The sequence below is a fragment of the Promicromonospora sukumoe genome, from assembly GCF_014137995.1.
Taxonomy (GTDB): domain Bacteria; phylum Actinomycetota; class Actinomycetes; order Actinomycetales; family Cellulomonadaceae; genus Promicromonospora; species Promicromonospora sukumoe.
The window spans coordinates 842533-864381 of the sequence record NZ_JACGWV010000001.1 but is presented as its reverse complement, the minus strand read 5'-3'; the positions used below and the strand labels follow the sequence as shown (position 1 = coordinate 864381).

At 73.4% G+C, this 21849-nt stretch carries 20 protein-coding genes; 4 read left to right on the top strand and 16 right to left on the bottom strand.

Going from position 1 to position 21849, the window contains the following annotated elements:
- Positions 1-114: 114 nt before the first annotated feature.
- The 14 genes from FHX71_RS03865 to ftsY all read right to left on the bottom strand — a co-directional run bounded on the left by FHX71_RS03865 (position 115) and on the right by ftsY (position 13105).
- Positions 115-414, bottom strand: coding sequence for a DUF2469 domain-containing protein (locus FHX71_RS03865; protein WP_182614506.1), 300 nt, complete (start codon positions 412-414; stop codon positions 115-117).
- A 7-nt stretch (positions 415-421) separates the two neighbouring features.
- Complete coding sequence (gene rnhB / locus FHX71_RS03860; protein ID WP_182614505.1) at positions 422-1111, bottom strand: ribonuclease HII; 690 nt, start codon at positions 1109-1111, stop codon at positions 422-424.
- Between the two features lie 3 nt (positions 1112-1114).
- Positions 1115-1783 carry a signal peptidase I gene (lepB, locus tag FHX71_RS03855; protein WP_182618450.1) on the bottom strand — a complete coding sequence of 223 codons (669 nt, stop codon included), beginning with the start codon at positions 1781-1783 and terminating at the stop codon, positions 1115-1117.
- A gap of 315 nt (positions 1784-2098) precedes the next feature.
- Positions 2099-2446 carry a 50S ribosomal protein L19 gene (gene rplS, locus FHX71_RS03850; protein ID WP_182614504.1) on the bottom strand — a complete coding sequence of 116 codons (348 nt, stop codon included), beginning with the start codon at positions 2444-2446 and terminating at the stop codon, positions 2099-2101.
- Positions 2447-2687: 241 nt separating this feature from the next.
- Complete coding sequence (trmD, locus tag FHX71_RS03845; protein WP_182614503.1) at positions 2688-3476, bottom strand: tRNA (guanosine(37)-N1)-methyltransferase TrmD; 789 nt, start codon at positions 3474-3476, stop codon at positions 2688-2690.
- Between the two features lies 1 nt (position 3477).
- The gene (gene rimM / locus FHX71_RS03840; RefSeq protein WP_182614502.1) at positions 3478-4080 is read right to left on the bottom strand and encodes a ribosome maturation factor RimM; all 603 of its coding nucleotides are present in this window, start codon (positions 4078-4080) and stop codon (positions 3478-3480) included.
- Positions 4081-4214: 134 nt separating this feature from the next.
- Positions 4215-4454 (bottom strand): RNA-binding protein, encoded by a 240-nt coding sequence (locus FHX71_RS03835; protein ID WP_020016864.1) that lies wholly within the window; start codon positions 4452-4454, stop codon positions 4215-4217.
- Positions 4454-4879 (bottom strand): 30S ribosomal protein S16, encoded by a 426-nt coding sequence (gene rpsP / locus FHX71_RS03830; protein WP_182614501.1) that lies wholly within the window; start codon positions 4877-4879, stop codon positions 4454-4456. The genes FHX71_RS03835 and rpsP overlap by 1 nt, the downstream gene beginning before the upstream one ends.
- A 178-nt stretch (positions 4880-5057) precedes the next feature.
- Positions 5058-6179, bottom strand: coding sequence for an amidohydrolase family protein (locus tag FHX71_RS03825; protein WP_182614500.1), 1122 nt, complete (start codon positions 6177-6179; stop codon positions 5058-5060).
- 178 nt (positions 6180-6357) lie between these two features.
- Positions 6358-7998: a signal recognition particle protein gene (gene ffh / locus FHX71_RS03820; protein ID WP_182614499.1), complete on the bottom strand. Its 1641-nt coding sequence runs from the start codon at positions 7996-7998 to the stop codon at positions 6358-6360.
- Positions 7999-8088: 90 nt separating this feature from the next.
- The gene (locus FHX71_RS03815; protein ID WP_182614498.1) at positions 8089-9894 is read right to left on the bottom strand and encodes a [protein-PII] uridylyltransferase family protein; all 1806 of its coding nucleotides are present in this window, start codon (positions 9892-9894) and stop codon (positions 8089-8091) included.
- Positions 9895-9915: 21 nt separating this feature from the next.
- Positions 9916-10254, bottom strand: a complete 339-nt coding sequence (locus FHX71_RS03810; protein ID WP_182614497.1) for a P-II family nitrogen regulator — start codon at positions 10252-10254, stop codon at positions 9916-9918.
- A 42-nt stretch (positions 10255-10296) separates the two neighbouring features.
- Positions 10297-11595 carry an ammonium transporter gene (locus FHX71_RS03805; protein ID WP_182614496.1) on the bottom strand — a complete coding sequence of 433 codons (1299 nt, stop codon included), beginning with the start codon at positions 11593-11595 and terminating at the stop codon, positions 10297-10299.
- A gap of 325 nt (positions 11596-11920) precedes the next feature.
- On the bottom strand, positions 11921-13105 hold the full coding sequence (ftsY, locus tag FHX71_RS03800; protein ID WP_182614495.1) for a signal recognition particle-docking protein FtsY: 1185 nt from the start codon (positions 13103-13105) through the stop codon (positions 11921-11923).
- Positions 13106-13295: 190 nt separating this feature from the next.
- On the opposite strand from ftsY, the gene FHX71_RS03795 reads away from it, so the two are divergent.
- The 4 genes from FHX71_RS03795 to FHX71_RS03780 are packed head-to-tail and all read left to right on the top strand — an operon-like array spanning position 13296 to position 17201.
- The gene (locus FHX71_RS03795; protein WP_182614494.1) at positions 13296-14345 is read left to right on the top strand and encodes an ABC transporter substrate-binding protein; all 1050 of its coding nucleotides are present in this window, start codon (positions 13296-13298) and stop codon (positions 14343-14345) included.
- Complete coding sequence (locus FHX71_RS03790; protein WP_312876917.1) at positions 14342-15361, top strand: FecCD family ABC transporter permease; 1020 nt, start codon at positions 14342-14344, stop codon at positions 15359-15361. The genes FHX71_RS03795 and FHX71_RS03790 overlap by 4 nt, the downstream gene beginning before the upstream one ends.
- Positions 15358-16392: a FecCD family ABC transporter permease gene (locus FHX71_RS03785; protein ID WP_182614493.1), complete on the top strand. Its 1035-nt coding sequence runs from the start codon at positions 15358-15360 to the stop codon at positions 16390-16392. The genes FHX71_RS03790 and FHX71_RS03785 overlap by 4 nt, the downstream gene beginning before the upstream one ends.
- Positions 16392-17201: an ABC transporter ATP-binding protein gene (locus tag FHX71_RS03780; RefSeq protein ID WP_182614492.1), complete on the top strand. Its 810-nt coding sequence runs from the start codon at positions 16392-16394 to the stop codon at positions 17199-17201. Before FHX71_RS03785 ends, FHX71_RS03780 begins: the two co-directional genes overlap by 1 nt.
- A gap of 16 nt (positions 17202-17217) precedes the next feature.
- Here FHX71_RS03780 and FHX71_RS03775 read toward each other — a convergent pair whose 3' ends face one another.
- Both FHX71_RS03775 and smc read right to left on the bottom strand, forming a co-directional pair.
- Positions 17218-17739 (bottom strand): hypothetical protein, encoded by a 522-nt coding sequence (locus FHX71_RS03775; protein ID WP_182614491.1) that lies wholly within the window; start codon positions 17737-17739, stop codon positions 17218-17220.
- Positions 17740-17936: 197 nt separating this feature from the next.
- Complete coding sequence (smc, locus tag FHX71_RS03770; RefSeq protein ID WP_182614490.1) at positions 17937-21776, bottom strand: chromosome segregation protein SMC; 3840 nt, start codon at positions 21774-21776, stop codon at positions 17937-17939.
- Positions 21777-21849 lie beyond the last annotated feature (73 nt).

Sequence of the window (21849 nt, the reverse complement as noted above, 5' to 3'; positions counted from 1 at the left end):
CGGATCGATGATCCACAGGGTCGGCGTCGCGCTCGAACCCTGGGGTCTCGTCAGGAGGGTCTGTCCGGGAGTACGGGCAATCTCAGCGAGAGGAGCGAACAGAGCAGCGAACGCTCAGAGAGCGAGCTCGGCCTTGGCCAGCTCCTCGACGTTCACGTCCTTGAACGTCACCACGCGCACCGACTTCACGAACCGCGCGGAGCGGTAGACGTCCCACACCCAGGCATCGGCGAGCCGCAGCTCGAAGTACACCTCACCCGCCGCGGACCGGACCTGCAGGTCGACCTGGTTGGCCAGGTAGAACCGGCGTTCGGTCTCGACCACATAGGCGAACAGGCCCACGACGTCGCGGTACTCGCGATAGAGCGCTAGCTCCATCTCCGTCTCGTAGTTCTCGAGGTCTTCAGCGCTCACAGCGACATCATCCCACCGACGCCGCAGTTCCGGGCAGGTTCCAGGACCGGCGGTGCTGTGGTGTCGGCCCGTGCAGGCCGAGGGCGTCCATGTGCGCCTTCGCGCTGTAGCCCTTGTTCTGGTCCCAGGCGTACTGGGGGTGCCGCTGCGCGAGCTCGACGAGGATCGCGTCCCGCTCCACCTTGGCCAGCACGCTGGCGGCCGCCACGGACGTGCAGGTCATGTCGGCCTTGATCAGCGTCCGCACGGCGGGCTCCGGCACGTCGTCCTCAGGAGCGTCCGCCGCGGCGAACAGGTCCAGCGCGGGCGTGGAGAGCCAGTTGTGCTTGCCGTCCAGCACGACGACGTCGACGTCGCCGCACACCTGCCGCACCTGGGCGAGCGCCCGGCGCCCGGCCGTCCGGAGCGCGGCGATGATGCCGAGCTCGTCGATCTCGGCGGGACCCGCGTGCCCCACTCCCCACGCGACCGCCCAGCGCCGCACGGCGGGCGCGATCGCCTCGCGCGCGCCGGGCGTGAGCAGCTTCGAGTCGGCGACGCCCTTGGGCCCGGTGCGCGTCGTGGCGTCGACCACCACGACGCCTACGCTGACGGGCCCGGCCAGGGCACCGCGCCCCACCTCGTCCATGCCCGCCACGAGGCGGGCGCCCGAGGCGAGGAGCGCCCTCTCCTGCCGCAGCGTGGGCACCTTGCGCACCGCCTACTTCTCCGCGGGAGGCGCGTCCGGGACGCCGCTGAAGACGTCGCCCGGGTTGCTGTGCCAGTTCAGCCGGTCCAGCGGCCACACGGTCGCGAACGCCGTACCGACGACGTTGTCGACCGGCACGAACCCGCCGCCCGGCTTGCCGCGGTTGTACCGCGAGTCCTGGGAGTTCTGGCGGTTGTCGCCCATCACCCAGAGCATGTCGGCGGGCACCGTGACCTCGAACGGGTCCTGGCTGGGGACCGATCCGGGCTTGATGTACGTCTCGTCGATCGGCGTGCCGTTCACGGAGACCCGGCCCTCGGCGTCGCAGCAGACGACCGTGTCGCCGGGCAGGCCGATCAGGCGCTTGATGAGGTGGTCGCCGGTGTCCTGCGGCAGCAGGCCCACGGTCGTCAGGAACGAGACGGCGGCGTTGCCCACCACCCCCCGGTCCGGGACGGGGTACGGGGGCAGCCAGTCGCCCGGGTCCACGAAGACGACGATGTCCCCGCGCTCCAGGTCGAACGGCCCGGGCGTCAGCCGCGACGCCATGACGCGGTCGCCCTCGGTCAGCGTGTCCTCCATGGACGCGCTCGGGATGTAGAACGGCTGCACCAGCAGCGTCTTGATCAGCCACGACAGCACGAGCGCGCTGACGACGATGATCCCGACCTCTCGGAGCATCGCGAGCACGCCGGACTGCTGTCGGCGCGGCTCACGACCGTGGGCCGCGCCACCCTGACGATGCGCCCCGCTGTTTCCCCACGGATCCTCTGCGCTCAACGGCGTCCCATCGATAGGGGTGGGCGGTGCCACCCGGTCGAAACTCGTCACGTGCCTAACTCTGTCACCTCGGACCGCCCCCGGCGAAATGGTCGGCGGGACGAACATCGAGCCTGCCGGACATCCTCACGAACCGGGCCGGGTACGACACCGGCCGCCGTCCTCCACGACGAAGGACGACGGCCGGTATCAGAGGCGCACCGGGGCGCTGAGAGCTCAGTTCTCGCGCTTCTCGCGGATCTTCGCCTTCTTGCCGCGCAGCTCGCGCAGGTAGTACAGCTTCGCGCGGCGGACGTCACCGCGGGTGACGACCTCGACCGACTCGATGGTCGGCGCGTGCAGCGGGAACTTGCGCTCCACGCCCACACCGAAGCTGACCTTGCGGACCGCGAAGGTCTCGCCGATGCCGCCGCCGTGGCGGGAGATGACGACGCCCTGGAACGCCTGGACGCGGGAGCGGTTGCCCTCGACGACCTTGACGTTGACCTTGACGGTGTCACCGGCACGGAAGTCCGGGATGTCGGACCGCAGCTGCGCTGCGTCGATGATGTCGAGCTTCTGCATCGTTCTCTCCGGGCCTGCCACAGGTCAGGCGCGAATCTCGTGGGCCCTGCCCCGGCCGTGCGGCCGTCAGGGTCCCGAAAGGGTGTGGATGGCGGTGCGGCTTGACCCGGTCGGGGGCGGTTGCCCGCCCCGGTCGTCCCCTGTGGCAGAGACCTGACCGGCGACGCACCAACGGCTCATTCTGCCACACGAACGCGCGGAACCGCGGCCCGAGCAGGTGTGACCCGTGGCGGCGGGACGATCAGGCCCGCGTCAGCCCGGCGCCGTCCGGCCCCGGCACCCAGCCCAGCTCCGCGAGCAGCGCCAGGTCGTGCTTGTCCAGGCCGGCCACGTCCAGGGCCGCGATCATGTCCGGGCGCCGCGCCGCCGTCCGCTCCAGCGCCCGGTCCCGGCGCCAGCGCTCGATCTTGGCGTGGTGCCCCGAGAGCAGCACCTCGGGGATCTCGAGGTCCGCCCACGACGGCGGCTTCGTGTACACGGGGTACTCCAGCAGACCGGCCGCGCCGTGCGACTCCTCGACCAGGGACTCCGGGTTGCCGACCATGCCGGGGATCAGCCGGGCGACGGCCTCGATCATGACGAGCGAGGCGACCTCGCCGCCGTTCAGGACGTAGTCGCCGATCGAAAGCTCGTGCACGGTGACGCCGGCGTCGCGGTAGTGCTCGGCGACCCGCGCGTCGATGCCCTCGTAGCGTCCGCAGGCGAACACGAGCTGCTCCGCCGAGGCCAGGGCCTCGGCGTGCCGCTGGGTGAACACCTCGCCCGACGGAGTGGGCACGATCAGGTGCGCGCCCTCCGCACCGCCGCCCAGCACCTCGTCGATCGCCACGCCCCACACGTCGGGGCGCATGACCATGCCCGCTCCCCCGCCGAACGGGGTGTCGTCCACGGTGCGGTGCCGGTCGGTGGTCCAGTCGCGCAGGTCGTGCACGCGCAGGTCGAGCAGGCCGCGCTGCCGCGCCTTGCCCACGAGCGACAGGTCGAGCACGGACAGGTAGTCCGGGAAGATCGAGACGACGTCGACGCGCACGTCAGCCGTCCTCACGGTCGACGTCGGCACCGTCGACGGCGTCGGCGTCGGCGTCGGCGTCGTCCGCACGGGCGACGATCGCGGCGTCCGCGTCGCGGGCCAGCAGCCCGCCGGGCGGGGTGAGCACCACGCGGCCGCCCGGGACGTCGACCACGGGCACGATGGCCATGACGAACGGCACCAGCGTGCGGGCCTTCCCGCCGTCGGGCAGGGTCTCCTCGATGAGCAGCGCCTCATGGGCGGGCTGGTACTCCAGCGTGATCACGGTGCCCACCACGGTGCCGTCGGCGAGCTCGGCCCGCAGCCCCGCGAGCTCGTGCGGGTACCACGCGTCCTCCTCGTCGGAGACGTCCGCCTCGACGACGAGCTCGGTGCCGCGCAGCTCCTCGGCCGTGTTCCGGTCGGCGACCTCGGCGAACGTCACGAGCCACCGCCCCTGGTGCTCGCGCGCCCGCGTGACCGTCAGGGGCCCGGCGGCGGCGGGCACGGTCTCGAGCCGCTCGCCGATCGCGAGCCGGGTCTCCGGGTCGTCCGTGCGCAGGTCGAGGGCGACCTCGCCCTTGAGCCCGTGCGCCTTGCCGACGCGAGCCACGGTCAGCTGCATGTCACTCCTCGAAGATGAAGATGGGGGTCCCGACAAGCTCGACCAGCGGAGGGAGCTCGACCAGCGGGTGCGGAACGACCAAGGCCCGGTCCGCGTTCGGACCGGGCCTCGTCGTCGTGCTGGGTGCTGAAGGTTCAGCGCCGGTCGACGTCCACGACGTCGACCCGCACCGGGCCCTCGGTGGCGAGCGCACCGATCACGGTGCGCAGAGCGCGCGCCGTGCGACCGCCGCGACCGATGACTCGGCCGAGGTCGTCAGGGTGCACACGCACCTCGAGCAGGTCACCACGGCGGAGCGTCTTCGCGGACACGCGGACGTCGTCCGGGTTGTCCACGATGCCGCGCACGAGGTGCTCGAGGGCCTCCGAGAGCATCAGGCCTCGTCGCCCTCGGCCGGCGCAGCCGGAGCCTCGGCGGCGGCAGCAGCAGCCTTCTCGGCGGCCTTGGCCTTGGCCTTCTCGGCGTCCGCGTTCACGGCCTCGATGGCAGACGTGGCGTCGGCCTTCTCGCCCTTGACACGCAGGGTGCCCTCGGCGCCCGGCAGACCCTTGAACTTCTGCCAGTCACCGGTCACCTTGAGCAGAGCGGCGACCTGCTCGGTCGGCTGCGCGCCGACGCCGAGCCAGTACTGCGCGCGCTCCGACTTGATGTCGATGAGCGACGGCTCCTCGGTCGGGTGGTACTTGCCGATCTCCTCGATCACACGACCGTCGCGCTTGGTGCGCGAGTCGGCGACGACGACACGGTAGTACGGGGCCCGGATCTTGCCGAGGCGCTTGAGACGAATCTTGACAGCCACGAAGTGGTCTCTCCTGGTTCTGATGGGATGGTCCGAGCACCGCGACGTGGGGTGAAGCAGTGTGTGGGACCGGGACACGACCTGACCGGGTGAGAGGGGTCCGGGCATGCCGAGTACCTGGATATTGTGCCAGACGGCGCGGGGCCCCACCAACCGCGTCTGCGTCACACGGACGCGGTCAGCGGGGCGTCGGGTAGACCGTCCCCCGCAGCACGACGGCGGTGGGGTGGCGCAGCACCTCGATGTCCTCGCGCGGGTCCGCCGGGTAGACCACGAGGTCCGCGCTGGAACCCTCCACCACGGCCCCGAAGCCCAGGTAGTCACGGGCGCGCCAGGACGCCATCGCCACCACCTCGGCCGGCGGGATGCCGGCCGCGACCAGCTCGGCGCACTCGTCGGCGATGCGGCCGTGCGAGATGGTGCCGCCGGCGTCGGTGCCGACCAGGAGCCGGACCCCGGCCTCGTACAGGTCCCGGACCTGCTCGTACCGGCGCTCGTACATGGCGCGCATCCGCGCCGCGTACACCGGATACTTGCCGTCGGCCTGCGCGGCGATGGCCTCGAACTGCCCCACCTGCAGCAGGGTGGGCGTGACGGCGACGCCGCGCCGGGCGGCCTCCGCCATGTGCTCCGCCGTCATGCCGGTGCCGTGCTCGATGCAGTCGACGTCGGCCGCGAACAGCCCGTCGATCGTCTCCTCGCCGAAGGCGTGCACGGTCACCCGGGCCGCCTCGGCGTGGGCGACGGCGACGGCCTGGCGCAGCACGTCGTCGGACCACAGGGGTCGCAGGTCGCCGTCGGCGCCGAGCGTGCGGTCGATCCAGTCGCCCACGAGCTTGACCCAGCCGTCGCCGCGCCGGGCCTGCGCGCGCACGACGTCGGGGAGCTGCTCCGGGGACTCGAGCTCCAGCCCGTAGTCGCGCAGGTAGCGCTTGGGCCGCGCCAGGTGCATGCCCGCGCGCAGCAGGTGGGGCAGGTCGTGGCGCTGGTGCACCCACGCGGTGTCCAGGGGCGAGCCGGCGTCGCGGATCAGCAGCACGCCGGAGTCGCGGTCCGCGACCGCCTGCTTCTCGGCCTCCTCCGGGGAGACCGCGCCCTCGGCCGCGAGCCCCACGTGGCAGTGCACGTCGACCAGGCCGGGCAGCGCCCAGCCCTCCAGCACCCGCATGTTGGTGCCCTGCGCCGACGGGCGGGTCAGGCTGACGCGGCCGCCGCGGACCCAGAGCTCCTCGGCCTCACGGTCGTCACCGAGCAGGATGCGCCCGCGGATCGCCGCGGTCGGACCTTCCAGCGCAGACATGCGGCTCCTTCGCTCCCCGTCACCCTGTGGACCTGTCCCCTGCCGTGCCTCAGACCCTGCCCGCCACGCACCCACGCACCCACGCACCCGCGCGCCCCCGGCGTCGTCGCCGGCCTGCCCCCTGCCACCACCGGTGGCCCCGCACGGCGGGCACGGCCACCGGCCGGACCCACCCACCTCATCGACCCAGGAACTTCTCCAGGCCCGGCGGCAGCTCGATGCTGTTCAGGTCGGGCGCCTCGTCGTTCTGCTTCGGGCCCACCCCGAACGCGGAGCCGGCGGGCGCGGCCGGCGCGGCGGCGGGGCCGCCGCCCAGGGCGCGCTGCATGGCTTCCTTCTCCTGCTGGGCGCGCTTGGCCGGGTTCCCGGACTTGCCCTTCTTGCCCTTCTTGGGCGGCGGCGTCTTGCCGCGCGACTTCTTGCCCATGCCCATGCCGGGGCCACCGGGCATGGCGGGCATGCCGCCCGGGCCCATGCCGCCGCCCTTGGCCATCTGCTTCATCATCTTCTGGGCGTTGTCGAACCGCTCCAGGAGCTGGTTGATGGCCGTGGTCGTGGTGCCGGCACCCTTGGCGATACGGGCGCGGCGCGAGCCGTTGATGATCTTCGGGTTGTCGCGCTCGGCAGGCGTCATCGAGTGGATGATCGCCTCGATGCGGCCCACCTCGCGCTCGTCGAACTGGTCGAGCTGGTCGCGCATCTGGGCCATGCCCGGCAGCATGCCGAGCATCTTCTTCATCGAGCCCATGTTCTTCAGCTGCTGCATCTGCACCAGGAAGTCCGCGAGCGTGAAGTCCTGGCCGCTGGCGAGCTTGCCCGCCATCTTCTCGGCCTCGCCGGCGTCGAACGCCTTCTCGGCCTGCTCGATCAGGGTGAGCACGTCACCCATGTCGAGGATGCGGCTGGCCATGCGGTCGGGGTGGAAGACCTCGAAGTCCGTGAGCTTCTCGCCCGTGGACGCGAACATGATGGGCCGGCCGGTCACCTTGGCGACCGAGAGGGCGGCGCCACCGCGCGCGTCGCCGTCGAGCTTGGAGAGCACCACGCCGGTGAAGTCGACGCCGTCGGCGAAGGCCTTGGCGGTGTTGACGGCGTCCTGGCCGATCATCGCGTCGATGACGAACAGGACCTCGTCGGGGTTGACCGCGGCGCGGATGTCCGCGGCCTGCTGCATCAGCACCTCGTCGATGCCGAGGCGGCCGGCGGTGTCCACGATCACGACGTCGTGCTGTCGCTCCTTGGCGAACGCGACACCGTCGCGCGCGACGCCGACCGGGTCGCCGATCAGCGGCGCGTCGGCCGCGGGGTCGTCGGCCGCGGAGGTGTTGCCCGGGTGCGGCGCGAACACCGGCACGCCGGCGCGCTCGGCCACCACGGAGAGCTGGGTCACGGCGTTGGGGCGCTGCAGGTCGGCGGCGACCAGCAGGGGCGTGTGGCCCTGGCCCTTCAGCGCGTGCGCCAGCTTGCCGGCCAGAGTCGTCTTACCGGCACCCTGCAGACCCGCGAGCATAATGACCGTCGGCGGGGTCTTGGCCAGGGTCAGCGGGCGCGTGGCCCCGCCGAGGATGGCGACGAGCTCCTCGTTGACGATCTTGACGACCTGCTGGGCAGGGTTCAGCGCGCCGGAGACCTCGGACGACAGCGCGCGCTCGCGCACCGCGCCGGTGAACTCGCGCACCACGGGGACCGCGACGTCGGCGTCGAGAAGGGCGCGGCGGATCTCCCGCACGGTCGCGTCGATGTCCGCCTCGGAGAGACGGCCCCGCGTGCGCAGGTTCTTGAACGTCGAGGTAAGCCGGTCGGACAGGGAGTTGAACACGGACACAGCCTAATAGAGTCGGGCCGTCACGGGTTCATCCGGGGAGCCCTGAGCGGTTCGTCCCCGCTTCCCTGACGGTTCGTCCGGGGTTCACCCCGGCAGCAGGGCCCGCGCCCGCTCCGTCAGCCCGTCCACGAGCTGGGAACGCCAGCCCGTCCACGCCTTCGGCCCCAGGGACGTGGTGTCCGCCTCGGTCAGGGAGCGCAGCACGTCGAGCAGGTCGCGGCGGTGGTCCACGGCCTCCAGCAGGGTGGTCAGGGTGGCCGGGTCGTCGGGGTCGGCGCGGGTGGCCAGGTCGGCGAGCGTGAGGTGGTGGCGCACCAGGCGCGTGACGTCGTCGACCACGTCGGGCGCGAAGCCCGCGCGGGTCAGGATGCCCGGGACGAGCCGGGCGCCCTCGACGGAGTGGTCGGCCGCGCCGCGCACCTTGCCGATGTCGTGCAGGAGCGCGGCGAGCAGCAGCAGGTCGCCGGAGCGCTGCCCGGCGCCGTTCGGGGTGTCGGGCAGCTTCCGGCGCAGCCGGGACGCGACGGCGGCCGTCTCGACGAGGTGCCGGTCCACGGTGTGCCGGTGGATGGCGGCGCGCTGGGGCCGGTTGCGCACGTCGGACCACTCGGGGATCCAGGACGTGACGACGCCGGCCAGGTCGAGCGCCTCCCAGACCGGCACCTGGGCCTGCCCGGCGCCCAGCAGCGCGAGCAGGCTCTCGCGCGCGGCCGGGGGCCAGGGCTCGGGCAGCGGCGGCGACTTCTCCAGGCTCCGGATGGTCACGGGCGACAGGACGAGCCCGGTCCGCGCGGCCGTCGCGGCGGCGCGCAGCGGCAGCAGGGGGTCCGACGCCGGACGGGTGCCGACGCCGAGCACGAGCTCGCCGTCGTGCTCGACCAGCCCGTCGCCGACGGAACGCAGGCGCGGCGGTGTGCGCCGTCCGCGGACCATGATCGGCTTGCCCACGCCCACCGGGCGCGACAGGGCCTGCCGGGCGTGCCGGACGGTGGTGTCCAGCGCGTAGGAGATCACGCGGCCCGACTCGGCGAGGCTGGCCAGCAGCTCGTCGCCGTCGTCGTACCCGGTGCGCTCGGCCACGTCCTCCAGGTCGGCGAGCAACAGGCGGCTGCTGCGCCGCTTGGTGACCACCTGGAGCGTGTCGCGCACGTCGAGCAGGTGCGTGTAGGCGGTGTCGACCGCGCCGTGCGGGCGGTCGGTGAGCCAGGTGGCGGCCAGCGCGGAGAGCAGGACCGCGTCCCGCATGCCGCCGCGGGCCTCCTTGAGGTCCGGCTCGATGAGGTAGGCGAGCTCTCCCGCGCGCTGCGCGCGGTCGCGGGTGGAGGTGATCAGCTCGGGCAGCCGACGGCGGGCCGCGGCGCGCCAGTCGGTCAGCACGGCGGAGGCCGCCCGGTGCACGACGACGGCGTCGCCGGCGACCGCGCGCACGCTCAGCCAGCCGATCACCGCCGGGAGGTCGCTCGCCGCGACCTGCCGGGACTGGCTCAGGGAGCGCACCGCGTGGTCGATGTCCACGCCCGAGTCCCACAGCGGGTACCAGAGCCTCTCGGCCACCCGCTGGAGCTCGTCGGCGTGGTGGGTGCGGCCGTCGTGCACGAGCACGAGGTCGAGGTCGCTCAGCGGGCCGAGCTCGCCCCGGCCCAGGCTGCCGACGGCCGCCAGGGCGATGCCCGACGGGTCGACGTCCTGGGTCGCCTCGGCGAACAGCGCGCCGAGGCGTTCGGTGACCCGCTGCCCGACGGCGGACCGCCGGGCCAGGCCCGAGCGGCCCGGACCCGTGAGGTCCGCGGCGATGGAGAGGAGCTCGTCACGGAGGCCCCGCACCCCGACCGGGGGGTGCGGGGCCTCCGCGTGCTCCCGGGCGCCCTCGGGCACCGGGTCACTTGTCATGCGTCGTCGTGTGCTCCCGGATCAGAGCGCGGCGTCGCCGTGCTCGCCGGTCCGCACGCGGGCCACGTCCTCGACCGGGACGACCCACACCTTGCCGTCGCCGATCTTGCCCGTCTGGGCCGCGCCCACGATCGCGTCGGTCACCGCGGTGACGTCCTCGTCCGTGACGAGCACCTCGATGCGGACCTTCGGCACCAGGTCGACGGTGTACTCCGCACCGCGGTAGACCTCGGTGTGGCCCTTCTGTCGGCCGTAACCACTGGCCTCGCTCACGGTCATACCGCGCACCCCCGCACCCTCCAACGCCGTCTTCACGTCGTCGAGGCGGTGGGGCTGGATGACACCCGTGACAAGCTTCATGCGCTGCCTCCTAAGCAGTCGGGTAGCTGGACCGTAGTACGGTCAGCGCACCTCGGTGATGGTGGAGCCGGAGTTCTCGTACGCCGTCTCGCCGTGGACGGCCAGGTCGATACCGCTGACCTCGGCCTCCTCGGAGACGCGCCAGCCCATGGTCGCCTTGAGCGCCAGCCCGATGATGTAGGTGAGCACGAAGCTGTAGACGACGGCCACCAGCGCGGCGACGATCTGCGTGAGCAGCTGCGTGACGCCGCCACCGTAGAAGAGGCCGTTCAGCGAGCCCTCGAAGTAGAACGAGTCGTAGCGACCGTTCGTGGCGAAGAACCCGATCAGGATGGTGCCGACGAGGCCACCGACGAGGTGCACGCCGACCACGTCGAGCGAGTCGTCGTAGCCGAACTTGTACTTGAGGCCCACGGCCAGCGAGCACAGGACACCGGCGACGAGGCCGATGACGATGGCGCCCCACGTGTCCACCGTGCCGGCGGCCGGGGTGATCGCGACCAGACCGGCGACGACACCGGAGGCGGCACCCAGCGAGGTGGCGGCGCCGTCACGGAACTTCTCGGTGACCATCCAGGCGAGCATCGCGACACCGGTGGTGACCAGGGTGTTGACCCAGGCGCGGCCGGCGGTGCCGTCGGCGGCGAGCTCGGAGCCCGCGTTGAAGCCGAACCAGCCGAACCACAGGAGGGCGGCGCCCAGCATGACGAACGGCAGGTTGTGCGGACGCATGGCCTCGGTGCCGAAGCCCTTGCGCTTGCCGATCACGAGGGCCAGGGCCAGGGCCGCGGCACCCGCGTTGATGTGGACGACGGTGCCACCGGCGAAGTCGATCGGCAGCGAGAGGGCCGAGGCGAGCCAGCCGTCGGCGCCGAACATGCCGCCACCCCAGACCCAGTGGGCCAGCGGCGCGTAGACGACGGTGACCCAGATGGCGCTGAAGACGATCCAGGTGCCGAACTTGACGCGGTCGGCGATCGCGCCGGAGATGAGGGCCACCGTGATGATGGCGAACGTGGCCTGGAACCCGGCGAACACGAGGCCGGGGATGCCGACGCCGGTCACGGGGCTCGCGGCGTTGTCGATCGTGAGGCCGATCAGCGAGACCGGGTTGCCGATGAAGCCGCCCAGGTCGGGGCCGAAGGCCAGACCGTAGCCGTAGACGACCCAGATGAGCCCGGCGACGCCGATCGAGGCGAAGCTCATCATCATCATGTTGAGGACACTCTTGCCCCGCACCATGCCGCCGTAGAAGAACGCCAGACCAGGCGTCATCAGCAGCACGAGCGAGGAGGCGGTGATCAGCCAGGCGGTGTTGCCCGTATCGAGCTCGAATTCCATCGCGGAAAATGCCTCTCTCCCCGGACCGGTCCTGGTGACTCGGCCCACCGCGACTACCGTCGCGGGGCGCCGTTACGCGCGGCCCGCATCGAGGTTACGGATGCGTGACGCAGGCGGGGAGCATGTAAACGTCTTATTTCAGATCCCAATTGGGCGAAATATCCTGTCCAACCGTGATCCGATCGTGATTTCACCGGCACCATTCCGTGACTCAGTGCGTTCCGGCGCTTTCTCACATCGTGGACGAATGGCAACTCGGTGACCATTACATGTCCGCCCTTTGAGCGGTATTCGGCCCGGCGTCGGCCCCGCGGAAGGGGTCACCTCAGCCGAGGATGCCGTCCACGAACTCCTCGACGTCGAACGGCGCCAGGTCGTCCGGGCCCTCGCCCAGGCCGATGAGCTTGACCGGCACGCCGAGCTCCCGCTGCACCTGCACCACGATGCCGCCCTTGGCGGTCCCGTCGAGCTTGGTCAGGACGATGCCGGTCACGCCGGCGACCTCCGCGAAGACGCGGGCCTGCGAGAGCCCGTTCTGCCCGGTGGTCGCGTCCAGCACCAGCAGCACCTCGCTCGGTGCGGCGACCTTGCTGGACACCCGCACGATCTTGCCGAGCTCGTCCATCAGGCCGGCCTTGTTCTGCAGGCGCCCGGCGGTGTCGACGAGCACGACGTCCGTCTTCTCGTCGCGCCCGCGCGCGACCGCCTCGAACGCGACCGACGCCGGGTCGGCGCCCTCGCGGTCCGAGCGCACCGTCTCGACGCCCACGCGGTTGCCCCAGGTGGTGAGCTGGTCCGCCGCCGCGGCGCGGAACGTGTCCGCGGCGCCCAGCACGACGCTGCGACCGTCCGCCACCAGCACGCGGGCCAGCTTGCCGACCGTCGTCGTCTTGCCCGTGCCGTTCACGCCGACCACGAGGGTCACGGCGGGCAGGTGCGTTCCGTCCTCGGCGGTGCGCGGCTCGGTGCGAAGGGTGCGGTCCAGCTCGGGCTGGAGCAGCGTCACGAGCTCGGCGCGCAGCAGGTCGCGTACCGCGGCGGGCTCGCGGACGCCGAGCACGCGGACCTTGGTGCGCAGGGCGTCGAGCAGCTCGGTGGTGGGGCCGGCGCCGACGTCGGCGAGGAGCAGCTCCTCCTCGATCTCGTCCCAGTCGTCCTCCGTGAGGGAGTCGCGCGACAGGACGGACAGCAGGCGGGCGCCCAGCGGCGAGCCCGAGCGGGCGAGGCGGTCGCGCAGCCGGACCAGGCGGCCGGCCGTGGGGGCGGGCCGCTCCAGCACGGGCGCGGCGGGCGCCGCCGGCTCGGCCGTGGCGGGCTCGACGGTGGCCGGCTCGGCCGTGTCCGGTTCTGCCGTGGCGGACGACGCCGTCGTCGTCCCGGCCGCCGACGAAGCGTCGCCCTGGTCCTCGGTGCGCCTCCGCCGGCGGGCCACGAGGACGCCGGCGAGGCCGCCACCACCCGCGAGGACGACGACGGCGGAGATGATCTCGATCCAGGGAAGCTCGTTCACGCCCCAGATTCTTTCATCTCACGGAGGCCCCTGCGGGAGCCCGGGCGGCCGGCCTTGCCAGCAGACGGAGTTAGGGTCCCCTTATCTCCGCGTGTAGTGTGACCTCGCCGAGAGCCCGAGCGCGACGACCGCGCCGCCTGCGACCCGCGGCCGTGCAGCATCCTTCGTCCGAGAACCCTGAGGAACACCCATGCCCCGCGCAGTCTCCGCCTCCCTCGCCGCCCTCGTGGTGGGCGCCGCCCTGCTCACCGGCTGCGGCGGCACCGCCGACGCCGGCACCGGCGACAACAAGTCCAACGTCGCCACCGGCCAGGAGGGGTTCGACGACGTCCGCGAGCTCGCGGCCCAGCTCGGCACCGACGCGGCGCCGGGCGAGTTCCCGCGCACCGTGCGCAACCTCGTGGCCAACGAGGAGGTGGGCGAGACCGAGATCCCGGCCAAGCCGGAGCGCGTGATCGTGCTCGACACCGGCGAGCTCGACAACATGGTCTCCCTGGGCATCGAGCCGGTCGGCATCGCCCACCCCGCGGACGCCGAGATGGCGCCCGACTACCTGGACGTCGGGGACGCCGTCGACCTCGGTGCCTACGACGCCCTGGACCTGGAGCAGATCAAGAACCTCGAGCCCGACCTGATCCTCGGCACGTCGCTGCGGATCGACGACGACGGCCTCAAGGCCAAGCTCCAGGACATCGCGCCGACCGTGCTGTCGCCGCGCCCCGGCGTGCTGTGGAAGGAGAACTTCCTGCTCAACGCCGCGGCGGTGGGCGAGGAGGACCGCGCCCAGGAGCTGCTGGACGCCTACGAGGAGCGGGCCGGCGAGGTCGGCGCCGAGGTGGTGGAGGCGAACGGCGGCGCGGCCCCGACCGTCTCCATGCTGCGGTTCATGGCCGGGCAGATCCGCCTGTACGCCAACGACTCGTTCGTCGGCATCATCCTGGCCGACGCCGGTCTGCCCCGGCCCGAGACCGAGGACATCGCCGACCTCGCCGTCGAGATCTCCGCGGAGGAGATCACGCTGGCCGAGGGCGACTGGCTGCTCTGGGGCACCTACGGTCAGCCCGACGCCACGGAGCAGGCGGCCGTCGTCGACGGCCCGCTGTGGGACCAGGTGCCCGCGGTCGCGGACGGCGGCGTCGTCCGCGAGGTGCCGGACGACACGTGGTACCTGGGTCTGGGCGTGACGGGGGCCGAGCTCGTGCTCGACGACCTGGAGACCATCGCCGCCGACCAGCGGTGATCACGTCCCGGACCACGGCGCGCAGCAGGACCGCGGTCACCGCGGTCCTGCTGACCGCGCTCGTGCTGCTCGTCGTAGCGGCGCTGGCCGGTATCACGGTCGGTGCCCGGGTCCTGTCGCCCGCCGAGACCGTCGCGGGGCTGCTGGGCCACGACGGCGTCGCCGCGACCGTCATCTGGGAGCTGCGGCTGCCCCGGACCCTGCTCGGCCTGCTCGTGGGCGTGGCCCTCGGCGTGGCAGGGGTGCTCGCGCAGGCGGTCACCCGCAACCCGCTGGCCGACCCCGGGCTGCTCGGGATCTCCGCCGGCGGCGCCGTCGCGGTGGTCGCCGGCAGCGTGTTCCTCGGCCTCGGCGCGGGCACGCCCCGCGTGCTGCTCGCCCTGGCGGGCGCGGCGCTGGCGACCGCCGCCGTGTACCTGTTCGCGAGCCGGTCGCCCGAGGGGCTCACGCCCGTGAACATGACCCTGGCCGGGATGGCCATGACGGCCTTCCTCGGCGCAGGAGTCTCGGCGACGGTGCTGCTCAGCGCCTCGACGATGGACCAGTACCGGTTCTGGGTCGTGGGCGCGCTGAACTTGCCGGACACCGCCGTCCTGCTGCCGGCCCTCGTGCCGGCCGTGGTCGGCGGTGTCCTGGCGGTGGTCGTCTCCGGGTCGCTCAACGCGCTCGCCCTCGGCGACGACACCGCCGCGGCGCTCGGCGTCCCCGTCGTCCGTACCCGCCTGCTGGCGGGGGTGGCCGTGGTGCTGCTGTCGGGCACCGCGGTGGCGCTGGCCGGGCCGATCGCCTTCGTCGGCCTCGTCATCCCGCACGTCGCGCGGGCCCTGGTCGGCACCGACGTGCGCCGCGTGCTCGCGCTCTCGGCGGTGCTGGGGCCGCTGCTGCTCGTCACCGCCGACGTCGTCGGCCGGCTCGTCGCCCGCCCGGCCGAGGTCCAGGTGGGCGTGGTCACGGCGCTGCTCGGCACGCCCTTCTTCATCTGGCTGACGCGACGCGCGAAGGAGCGGGGCCGATGACCGCCGCCCGGCTGCTCCCCCGCCCCCGGCCCCGCGGCCGGGTGGTCGCCGCCGTGCTCGGGGCCCTCGTGCTCGTGGCCCTCGTGTCCGCGCTCGCCCTGAGCCTGGGCGACCAGGCCACGGCGCCCGCCGCCCTGTGGCAGGCGCTCCTGGGCCTCGGGCCGGAGAACACGGTCTACGCCGTGCACGAGGTCCGGCTGCCCCGCGTGGTCCTCGCCTTGGCCGTCGGCACCGCGTTCGGCGTGGCCGGCGGGCTGAGCCAGAGCGTGCTGCGCAACCCGCTGGCCAGCCCCGACGTCCTGGGCATCAGCGCGGGGGCCTCGGTCGCGGTGGTGGCCGTCATCGCCGTCGGCTCCCTGGGCGGCCCGGTGGGCATCGTGCCGATCCCGGTCGCCGCCCTCGCGGGCGGCCTCGCCGCGGCGGGACTGATCGCCCTGCTCGGCCGCGACGGCGCCCTGCGGGGCCGCCGCATCCTCCTGGTCGGCATCGCTCTGTCCGCGGCGCTCACGGCCCTGACGCAGTTCCTGCTGACGCGCATCGACGTCTACGACGCGCAGCGTTCGGCGGCCTGGCTCACGGGCAGCCTCAACGCGCGCGGCTGGGGCGAGGCGACGCCCGTCCTGGTCGGCCTGGCCGTGCTCCTGCCCGCCGCGCTCGTGCTGGCCCGGACCAACCGCGCCCTGCTGTTCGAGGACGAGGTGGTGGCCGGCTGGGGCGTGCGCCCGGGTCGCGCCCGCGGCGCCCTGCTGGTGATCGCGGTGTGCCTCGCGGCGCTCGCCACGTCGGCCGCCGGCCCCGTCGCGTTCGTCGCCCTGGTGGCCGGGCAGGCGGCCCGCCGGGTCGCAGGCGTCCCCGACATCCCGCCCGTCCTGGCGGGGGCCGCCGGCGCGCTGCTCGTGCTGGTCGCGGACACCGTGGCGCGCACGGCGCTGCCCGCCCAGCTCCCTGTCGGCGTCCTGACCGGTCTGGTCGGCGCGCCCTACCTGCTCTACCTGCTCCAGCGCCGCCGCTCGACGAGAGGGACCCCCTGATGTCCACCACCGCCACGTCCGCGGCCCGCCTCCGGGCGGACGCCGTCACGCTGGGCTACGGCGACCGGACCGTCGTGCGCGAGCTGTCGCTCGACGTCCCGGACCAGCAGGTCACCGTCATCGTGGGGCCCAACGCGTGCGGCAAGTCCACGCTGCTGCGCGGCCTCGCCCGCCTGATGGCGCCCGCGGGCGGCACCGTGCTGCTGGACGGCAGGGCGATCGCGGAGCAGCCCACCCGCGAGGTGGCGCGCGTCCTGGGCATGCTGCCCCAGTCCCCCGTGCCACCCGAGGGCATCACCGTGCGCGACCTCGTCTCCCGCGGGCGCCACCCGCACCAGAGCTGGTGGCACCAGTGGGGCGAGGGCGACACCGAGGCCGTCGAGGGCGCGCTGCGCGCCACCCGCACCGCGGAGCTCGCGGCGCGCGACGTCGACGAGCTGTCCGGCGGGCAGCGGCAGCGCGCGTGGATCGCGATGGCCGTGGCCCAGGAGACCAACCTGCTCCTGCTGGACGAGCCCACCACGTACCTCGACATGGCCCACCAGCTCGACGTCCTGGAGCTGGTCGCCACGCTCAACCGGGACCACGGCCGGACCGTGGTCATGGTGCTGCACGACCTCAACCTCGCCTGCCGGTACGCGCACCACATCGTGGCGATGCGCGACGGCGAGATCGTCGCGGAGGGGGCGCCCGGCGAGGTGGTGACGCCTGAGCTGCTGCGCGAGGTGTTCTCGGTCGAGGCGTCGGTCCTGACGGACCCGCGCACGGGTACGCCCGTGATCGTCCCGCACCACACCGTGCAGGACTGAGGGCCGGGGCGAGCGCCTAGCTCGCGGCCTGGGCCGGGCCCTCGTCGGCGGCGGGCGGCTCCTGCGTGACCTTCTGCTGTGCGACCTTCTGCTGCGTGACCTTCTGCGCGGACCGCACCGGCCGCACCGCACGGAGCTGGCCCGGCACGAGGTTGGCGGGCTTGAGCGGCACCGTGCCCAGCGGCACGTGCAGCGTCTTCTGGGCCTGGTCCCGCGCGCGGCCCAGCACGTCGGTCAGCTCCTCGGCGTCGACGTAGCCCGGCTTGGACTCGACCGTCGCCGCGAAGAACTCCGACATGCCCATGTCGACGGGAGAGGTGTCCGGCCGGACCACGCGCGGCTTGCCCACCCACACGGACGGCGCGCCCACGGCATGGGTCGCGACGGCGGACGCGCCACGGCGGCGGCCCTCGCGGGTCCGCTCGGCGTCACCGCGCAGACGAGCGAGCCCCGACCTGAACCACTGCAGGAACGAGAACTGCTCGGTGTTGCTGCTCGCGGGAGCGTCCATCTGACTGGCGACGACGAAGACTCCCACGGCCAACACCAAGCACACCACGAGCAGAATGACCGACCACCACATGGCTCTATTGTGTCGTGTCTTGTCCGTTCGCGCCCCGCAGAAGGGCGCGACACGCCGTGTGACACACGCCGTTTCGTCAGGAGAAATCCCTCACACCTGGAGGTTTCCGACGACGAGGTGCGAAAAATCACCCTCTATGAGGGCGGTGACCGCTATGAAGCGGTCACGGCCTCGCGGTCGCCCATCCGCTGGCTGATCAGCGTCGTCACGCCGTCGCCGCGCATGGTGACGCCGTAGAGGGCGTCGGCCACCTCCATCGTGCGCTTCTGGTGCGTGATCACGATGAGCTGGCTGTCCTTCTGCAGCTCCTTGAAGATCTCGATCAGGCGGCCGAGGTTCACGTCGTCGAGCGCCGCCTCGACCTCGTCCATGATGTAGAACGGGCTGGGCCGCGCCTTGAAGATCGACACGAGGAACGCCACGGCCGCCAGCGACCGCTCGCCGCCGGAGAGCAGCGAGAGCCGCTTGACCTTCTTGCCCGCCGGGCGGGCCTCGACCTCGATGCCGGTCGCGAGCAGGTTGTCCGGCTCGGTGAGCGTGAGCTTGCCCTCGCCGCCGGGGAACAGCCGCGGGAAGATCTCGAGGAACTTCGCCGCCGTGTCCTGGAACGCCTCGGCGAACACCTGCTGCACGCGCTCGTCGATGTCGTCGACGATCTGGAGCAGGTCCTCACGGGACTTCTTCAGGTCCGCGAGCTGGTCAACGAGGAACTGGTGCCGCTCCTCCAGGGCCGCGAACTCCTCCAGCGCCAGGGGGTTCACCGCGCCGATCCGCGACAGGGCGCGCTCGGCCTTCGCCAGCCGGGCCTCCTGCTCCTCGCGCACGTACGGGACCATCCGGTCCGGCTTCGGCGCCCCGGAGACGTCCTCGGCCGGGACCTCCTCCGCGGGCTCGTCCTCGGCCGGGGCCTCCTCGGGCTCGGCGCCGGCGGCCGCGACGACCACCGCGGTGGCCGCGGGGTCGTCGGGCCGGATGCCGGCCTCGTGCAGGGCCCGCGTCCGGGCGATCAGGGCGTCCTCGCGCGCGGCGGCGCCCCGGGGCAGGTTGGGATCGCCCTCGTACCGGATCGGGTTGCCCTCCTCGTCGCGCTCGACGACGGCCCGGCGCTTGCGCCCGCGCACCGTCACGTCGCCGTCGTAGACCGGGACGGGCTGGTGCGGGCCGAACTCCTCGACGAGCACCTCGGGGTCCGTGCCCAGCTCCTCGGTGGCGCGCGTCTGGAGCTGCTCCAGGCGCAGCAGCTGCTGGGCGCGGGCGACCTCGTCGCGGTGCGCGACGTCGGTCAGCTCCCGCAGCTCGGCCGTCAGCGACTCCACGCTCCCGCGCACGGCGACGAGCTGCTCCGACCCGGCCGCGCGGGCCTCCTCGGCGGCGGCCTTGTCGGCGGCGGCCCGGTCCAGCGAGCGGGCGATGGACTCCAGCGCGACCGCGACGGCCTGCTGCACCAGCACGGCGCGCGCCGCGTCCTGGCGGCGCAGCTCCTCGCGCTCGGCGGCGCGGGCCCGGGCCTCGCGCTCCTGCTCGGCGGCGGCGGCCAGCGCCTGCGCACGGCCCGACACGGCGCGGGCGCGCTCCTCGGCGGTGCGCAGTGCCAGCCGGGCCTCGGTCTCCCGGGCCCGGGCAGCCGACGCGGCCGCTGCGGCCTCGTCCCGCGCGGCCTGCACGTCGTCGACGGAGCCCTCGTCGTCCGCGGGCTCCTCCTCGGCGATGGTCATGCGCTCGACGAGCGCCTCGAGCTCCATCTCGTCCTCGGCCCGGCGCGACTGCGCCTGGTCCAGCGCGGCGCGGTGCCGGTCGGCCTCGGCCCGGGCGGCACGCGCGGCGGCGCCGAGCGACCCGAGCTGCTCGGCCGCGGCGGCACGCGCGGCGTCGGCCTCGCCGAGGCGGGCGAGCGTCTCGTCGTAGCGCTCCTGGGCGGTCGCCCGTTCGGTGCGGGCCCGCTCCAGGTGCGCGGACCCGTCCGTCTCGCGCGCGGCGGCGTCGTCGCGGGCGGCCTTCGCCTCGTCCAGCGCGGACTGGAGGTGCAGCACGCTGGGCGCGGCCGCCGACCCGCCCCAGGCGCGCGTGGCCCCCAGCAGGTCACCGGCGCGCGTCACGGCCACCACGGGCTGGTCACGGACCAGCGCGCGGGCGCGGGCCAGGTCGTCCACGACGACGACGTCGCGCAGGATCGTCAGCAGCGCCGCCGAGGCGGGGCCCACCACCTGGACCACGTCGGTGGCCCAGCGGGCGCCCGCGGGCAGGTTCACGTCCGGGCGTGCGGCGCCGGCGTCGGCCGGGCGCTCCGAGCCCACGACCAGGCTGGCGCGTCCGGCGTCCTCGTCGCGCAGCAGGCGCAGCGCGTCCACGGCCTCGTCGACGCCGGCCACGGCCACGGCGTCGGCCACGGGACCGAGCGCGGCGGCGACGGCGTCCTCGAAGCCGGCCTCGATGCCCAGCAGCGCCGCCACCGAGCCCAGCACGCCCGGCTGGTGGGCGGCGAGCAGCGTGCCCGCGCCGTCCTTGCGGTCCAGGCTCAGCTCCAGCGCCTCGACCTTCGCGGCCGCGGCGCTGCGCTCGCGCTGCGCGGTGGTGACCTGCTCCTGGAGGTGCCGCACCTCGGCCTTGGCCAGCTCGAGCACCTCGGCGGCCGCCTCGTGGGCGACGTCGAGCCCCTCCTCGCCGCCCTCGACCCCGCCGACCTCGGTCTCCAGCGCCGACAGGTCGCGCGAGGACTCCTCGACGCGCTGCTCGGCCTCCAGCAGGGCGTCGCGCAGACGGTCCAGCTCGGACTGCGCGGCCTCGACGCGGCTGCGGCGGGCGGCGACCTGGCCGGCCAGGCGCGCCAGGCCCTCACGGCGGTCGGCGGCGGCGCGCAGCAGCGCGGCGTGCGTCCGCTCGGCGGCCTGGGCGGCCGCCTCGGCCTCGGCCCGGACGTCGACGGCGGACTCGACCGTCTCGCGCGCGATGGCGACCTCGGTGGCCAGCTCCTCCTCGCTCGCGCGGGAGCGGGCGGCCTGCGCCTCGAGGTCGTCGGGGTCCTGGCCCTGGTGGGCGGGCTCCGACGTGCCGAGCAGGCGGGCGCGCTCCCCCGCCAGGGACTGGAGGCTGCGCAGCCGCTCCCGGGTCTGGGACAGCGCGAAGACGGTGTCGCCCGCCTGGCTGACCTGCTGCGACTCGGCCGACGTCGCGGCCTCGAGCCGGGCCAGCATGCCGCGCGCCTCGGTCAGCGCCGCCTCGGTCTCGGCCTGCCGCTGCTTGAGCGACCGCTCGTCCGCGCTCTCCTGCTCGAGCTGCGCGGTGAGCTGGGCCAGGTCGTCGGCGAGCAGGCGGGACTTCGCGTCCCGCAGGTCGCGCTGCACGGTCTGCGCCTTGCGGGCCGCCTCGGCCTGCCGGCCGAGCGGCCCGAGCTGGCGCCGCAGCTCGGCGGTCAGGTCGCCCAGGCGCGCCAGGTTGCCCTGCATCGCGTCGAGCTTGCGGAGCGCCTTCTCCTTGCGCTTGCGGTGCTTGAGGACGCCCGCGGCCTCCTCGATGAAGCCGCGCCGCTCCTCCGGCGTCGCGCGCAGGACGGCGTCGAGCTGGCCCTGCCCCACCACGACGTGCATCTCGCGGCCGATGCCGGAGTCGCTCAGGAGCTCCTGGATGTCCAGCAGGCGGCAGCTGTTGCCGTTGATCGCGTACTCGGAACCACCGCTGCGGAACAGCGTGCGGGAGATCGTGACCTCGGTGTAGTCGATCGGCAGTGCGCCGTCGGTGTTGTCGATCGTCAGCGCGACCTCGGCGCGGCCCAGGGGCGCGCGGCCGGACGTGCCGGCGAAGATGACGTCGTCCATCTTGCCGCCGCGGAGCGACTTGGCACCCTGTTCGCCCATGACCCAGGAGAGCGCGTCGACCACGTTGGACTTGCCGGAGCCGTTCGGGCCCACCACGCAGGTGATGCCCGGCTCGAGCTCGAGGGTGGTCGCCGACGCGAAGGACTTGAAGCCCCGGAGCGTGAGCGTCTTGAGGTGCACGCGGAGAGCCTAACGGTGAAGAGGTGCTGAACGTCGGACGTACACAGGGATACGGCGAAGCGGCACCCGGACT

Coding starts and splice junctions, on each gene's coding strand:
- lepB (WP_182618450.1), bottom strand. CDS start 1,783: ATGCTCCGAGAGGTCGGGATCATCGTCGTCAGCGCGCTCGTGCTGTCG.
- rplS (WP_182614504.1), bottom strand. CDS start 2,446: ATGCAGAAGCTCGACATCATCGACGCAGCGCAGCTGCGGTCCGACATC.
- rimM (WP_182614502.1), bottom strand. CDS start 4,080: ATGCAGCTGACCGTGGCTCGCGTCGGCAAGGCGCACGGGCTCAAGGGC.
- FHX71_RS03835 (WP_020016864.1), bottom strand. CDS start 4,454: ATGCTCTCGGAGGCCCTCGAGCACCTCGTGCGCGGCATCGTGGACAAC.
- FHX71_RS03825 (WP_182614500.1), bottom strand. CDS start 6,179: ATGTCTGCGCTGGAAGGTCCGACCGCGGCGATCCGCGGGCGCATCCTG.
- FHX71_RS03815 (WP_182614498.1), bottom strand. CDS start 9,894: ATGACAAGTGACCCGGTGCCCGAGGGCGCCCGGGAGCACGCGGAGGCC.
- FHX71_RS03810 (WP_182614497.1), bottom strand. CDS start 10,254: ATGAAGCTTGTCACGGGTGTCATCCAGCCCCACCGCCTCGACGACGTG.
- FHX71_RS03805 (WP_182614496.1), bottom strand. CDS start 11,595: ATGGAATTCGAGCTCGATACGGGCAACACCGCCTGGCTGATCACCGCC.
- FHX71_RS03795 (WP_182614494.1), top strand. CDS start 13,296: ATGCCCCGCGCAGTCTCCGCCTCCCTCGCCGCCCTCGTGGTGGGCGCC.
- FHX71_RS03785 (WP_182614493.1), top strand. CDS start 15,358: ATGACCGCCGCCCGGCTGCTCCCCCGCCCCCGGCCCCGCGGCCGGGTG.
- FHX71_RS03780 (WP_182614492.1), top strand. CDS start 16,392: ATGTCCACCACCGCCACGTCCGCGGCCCGCCTCCGGGCGGACGCCGTC.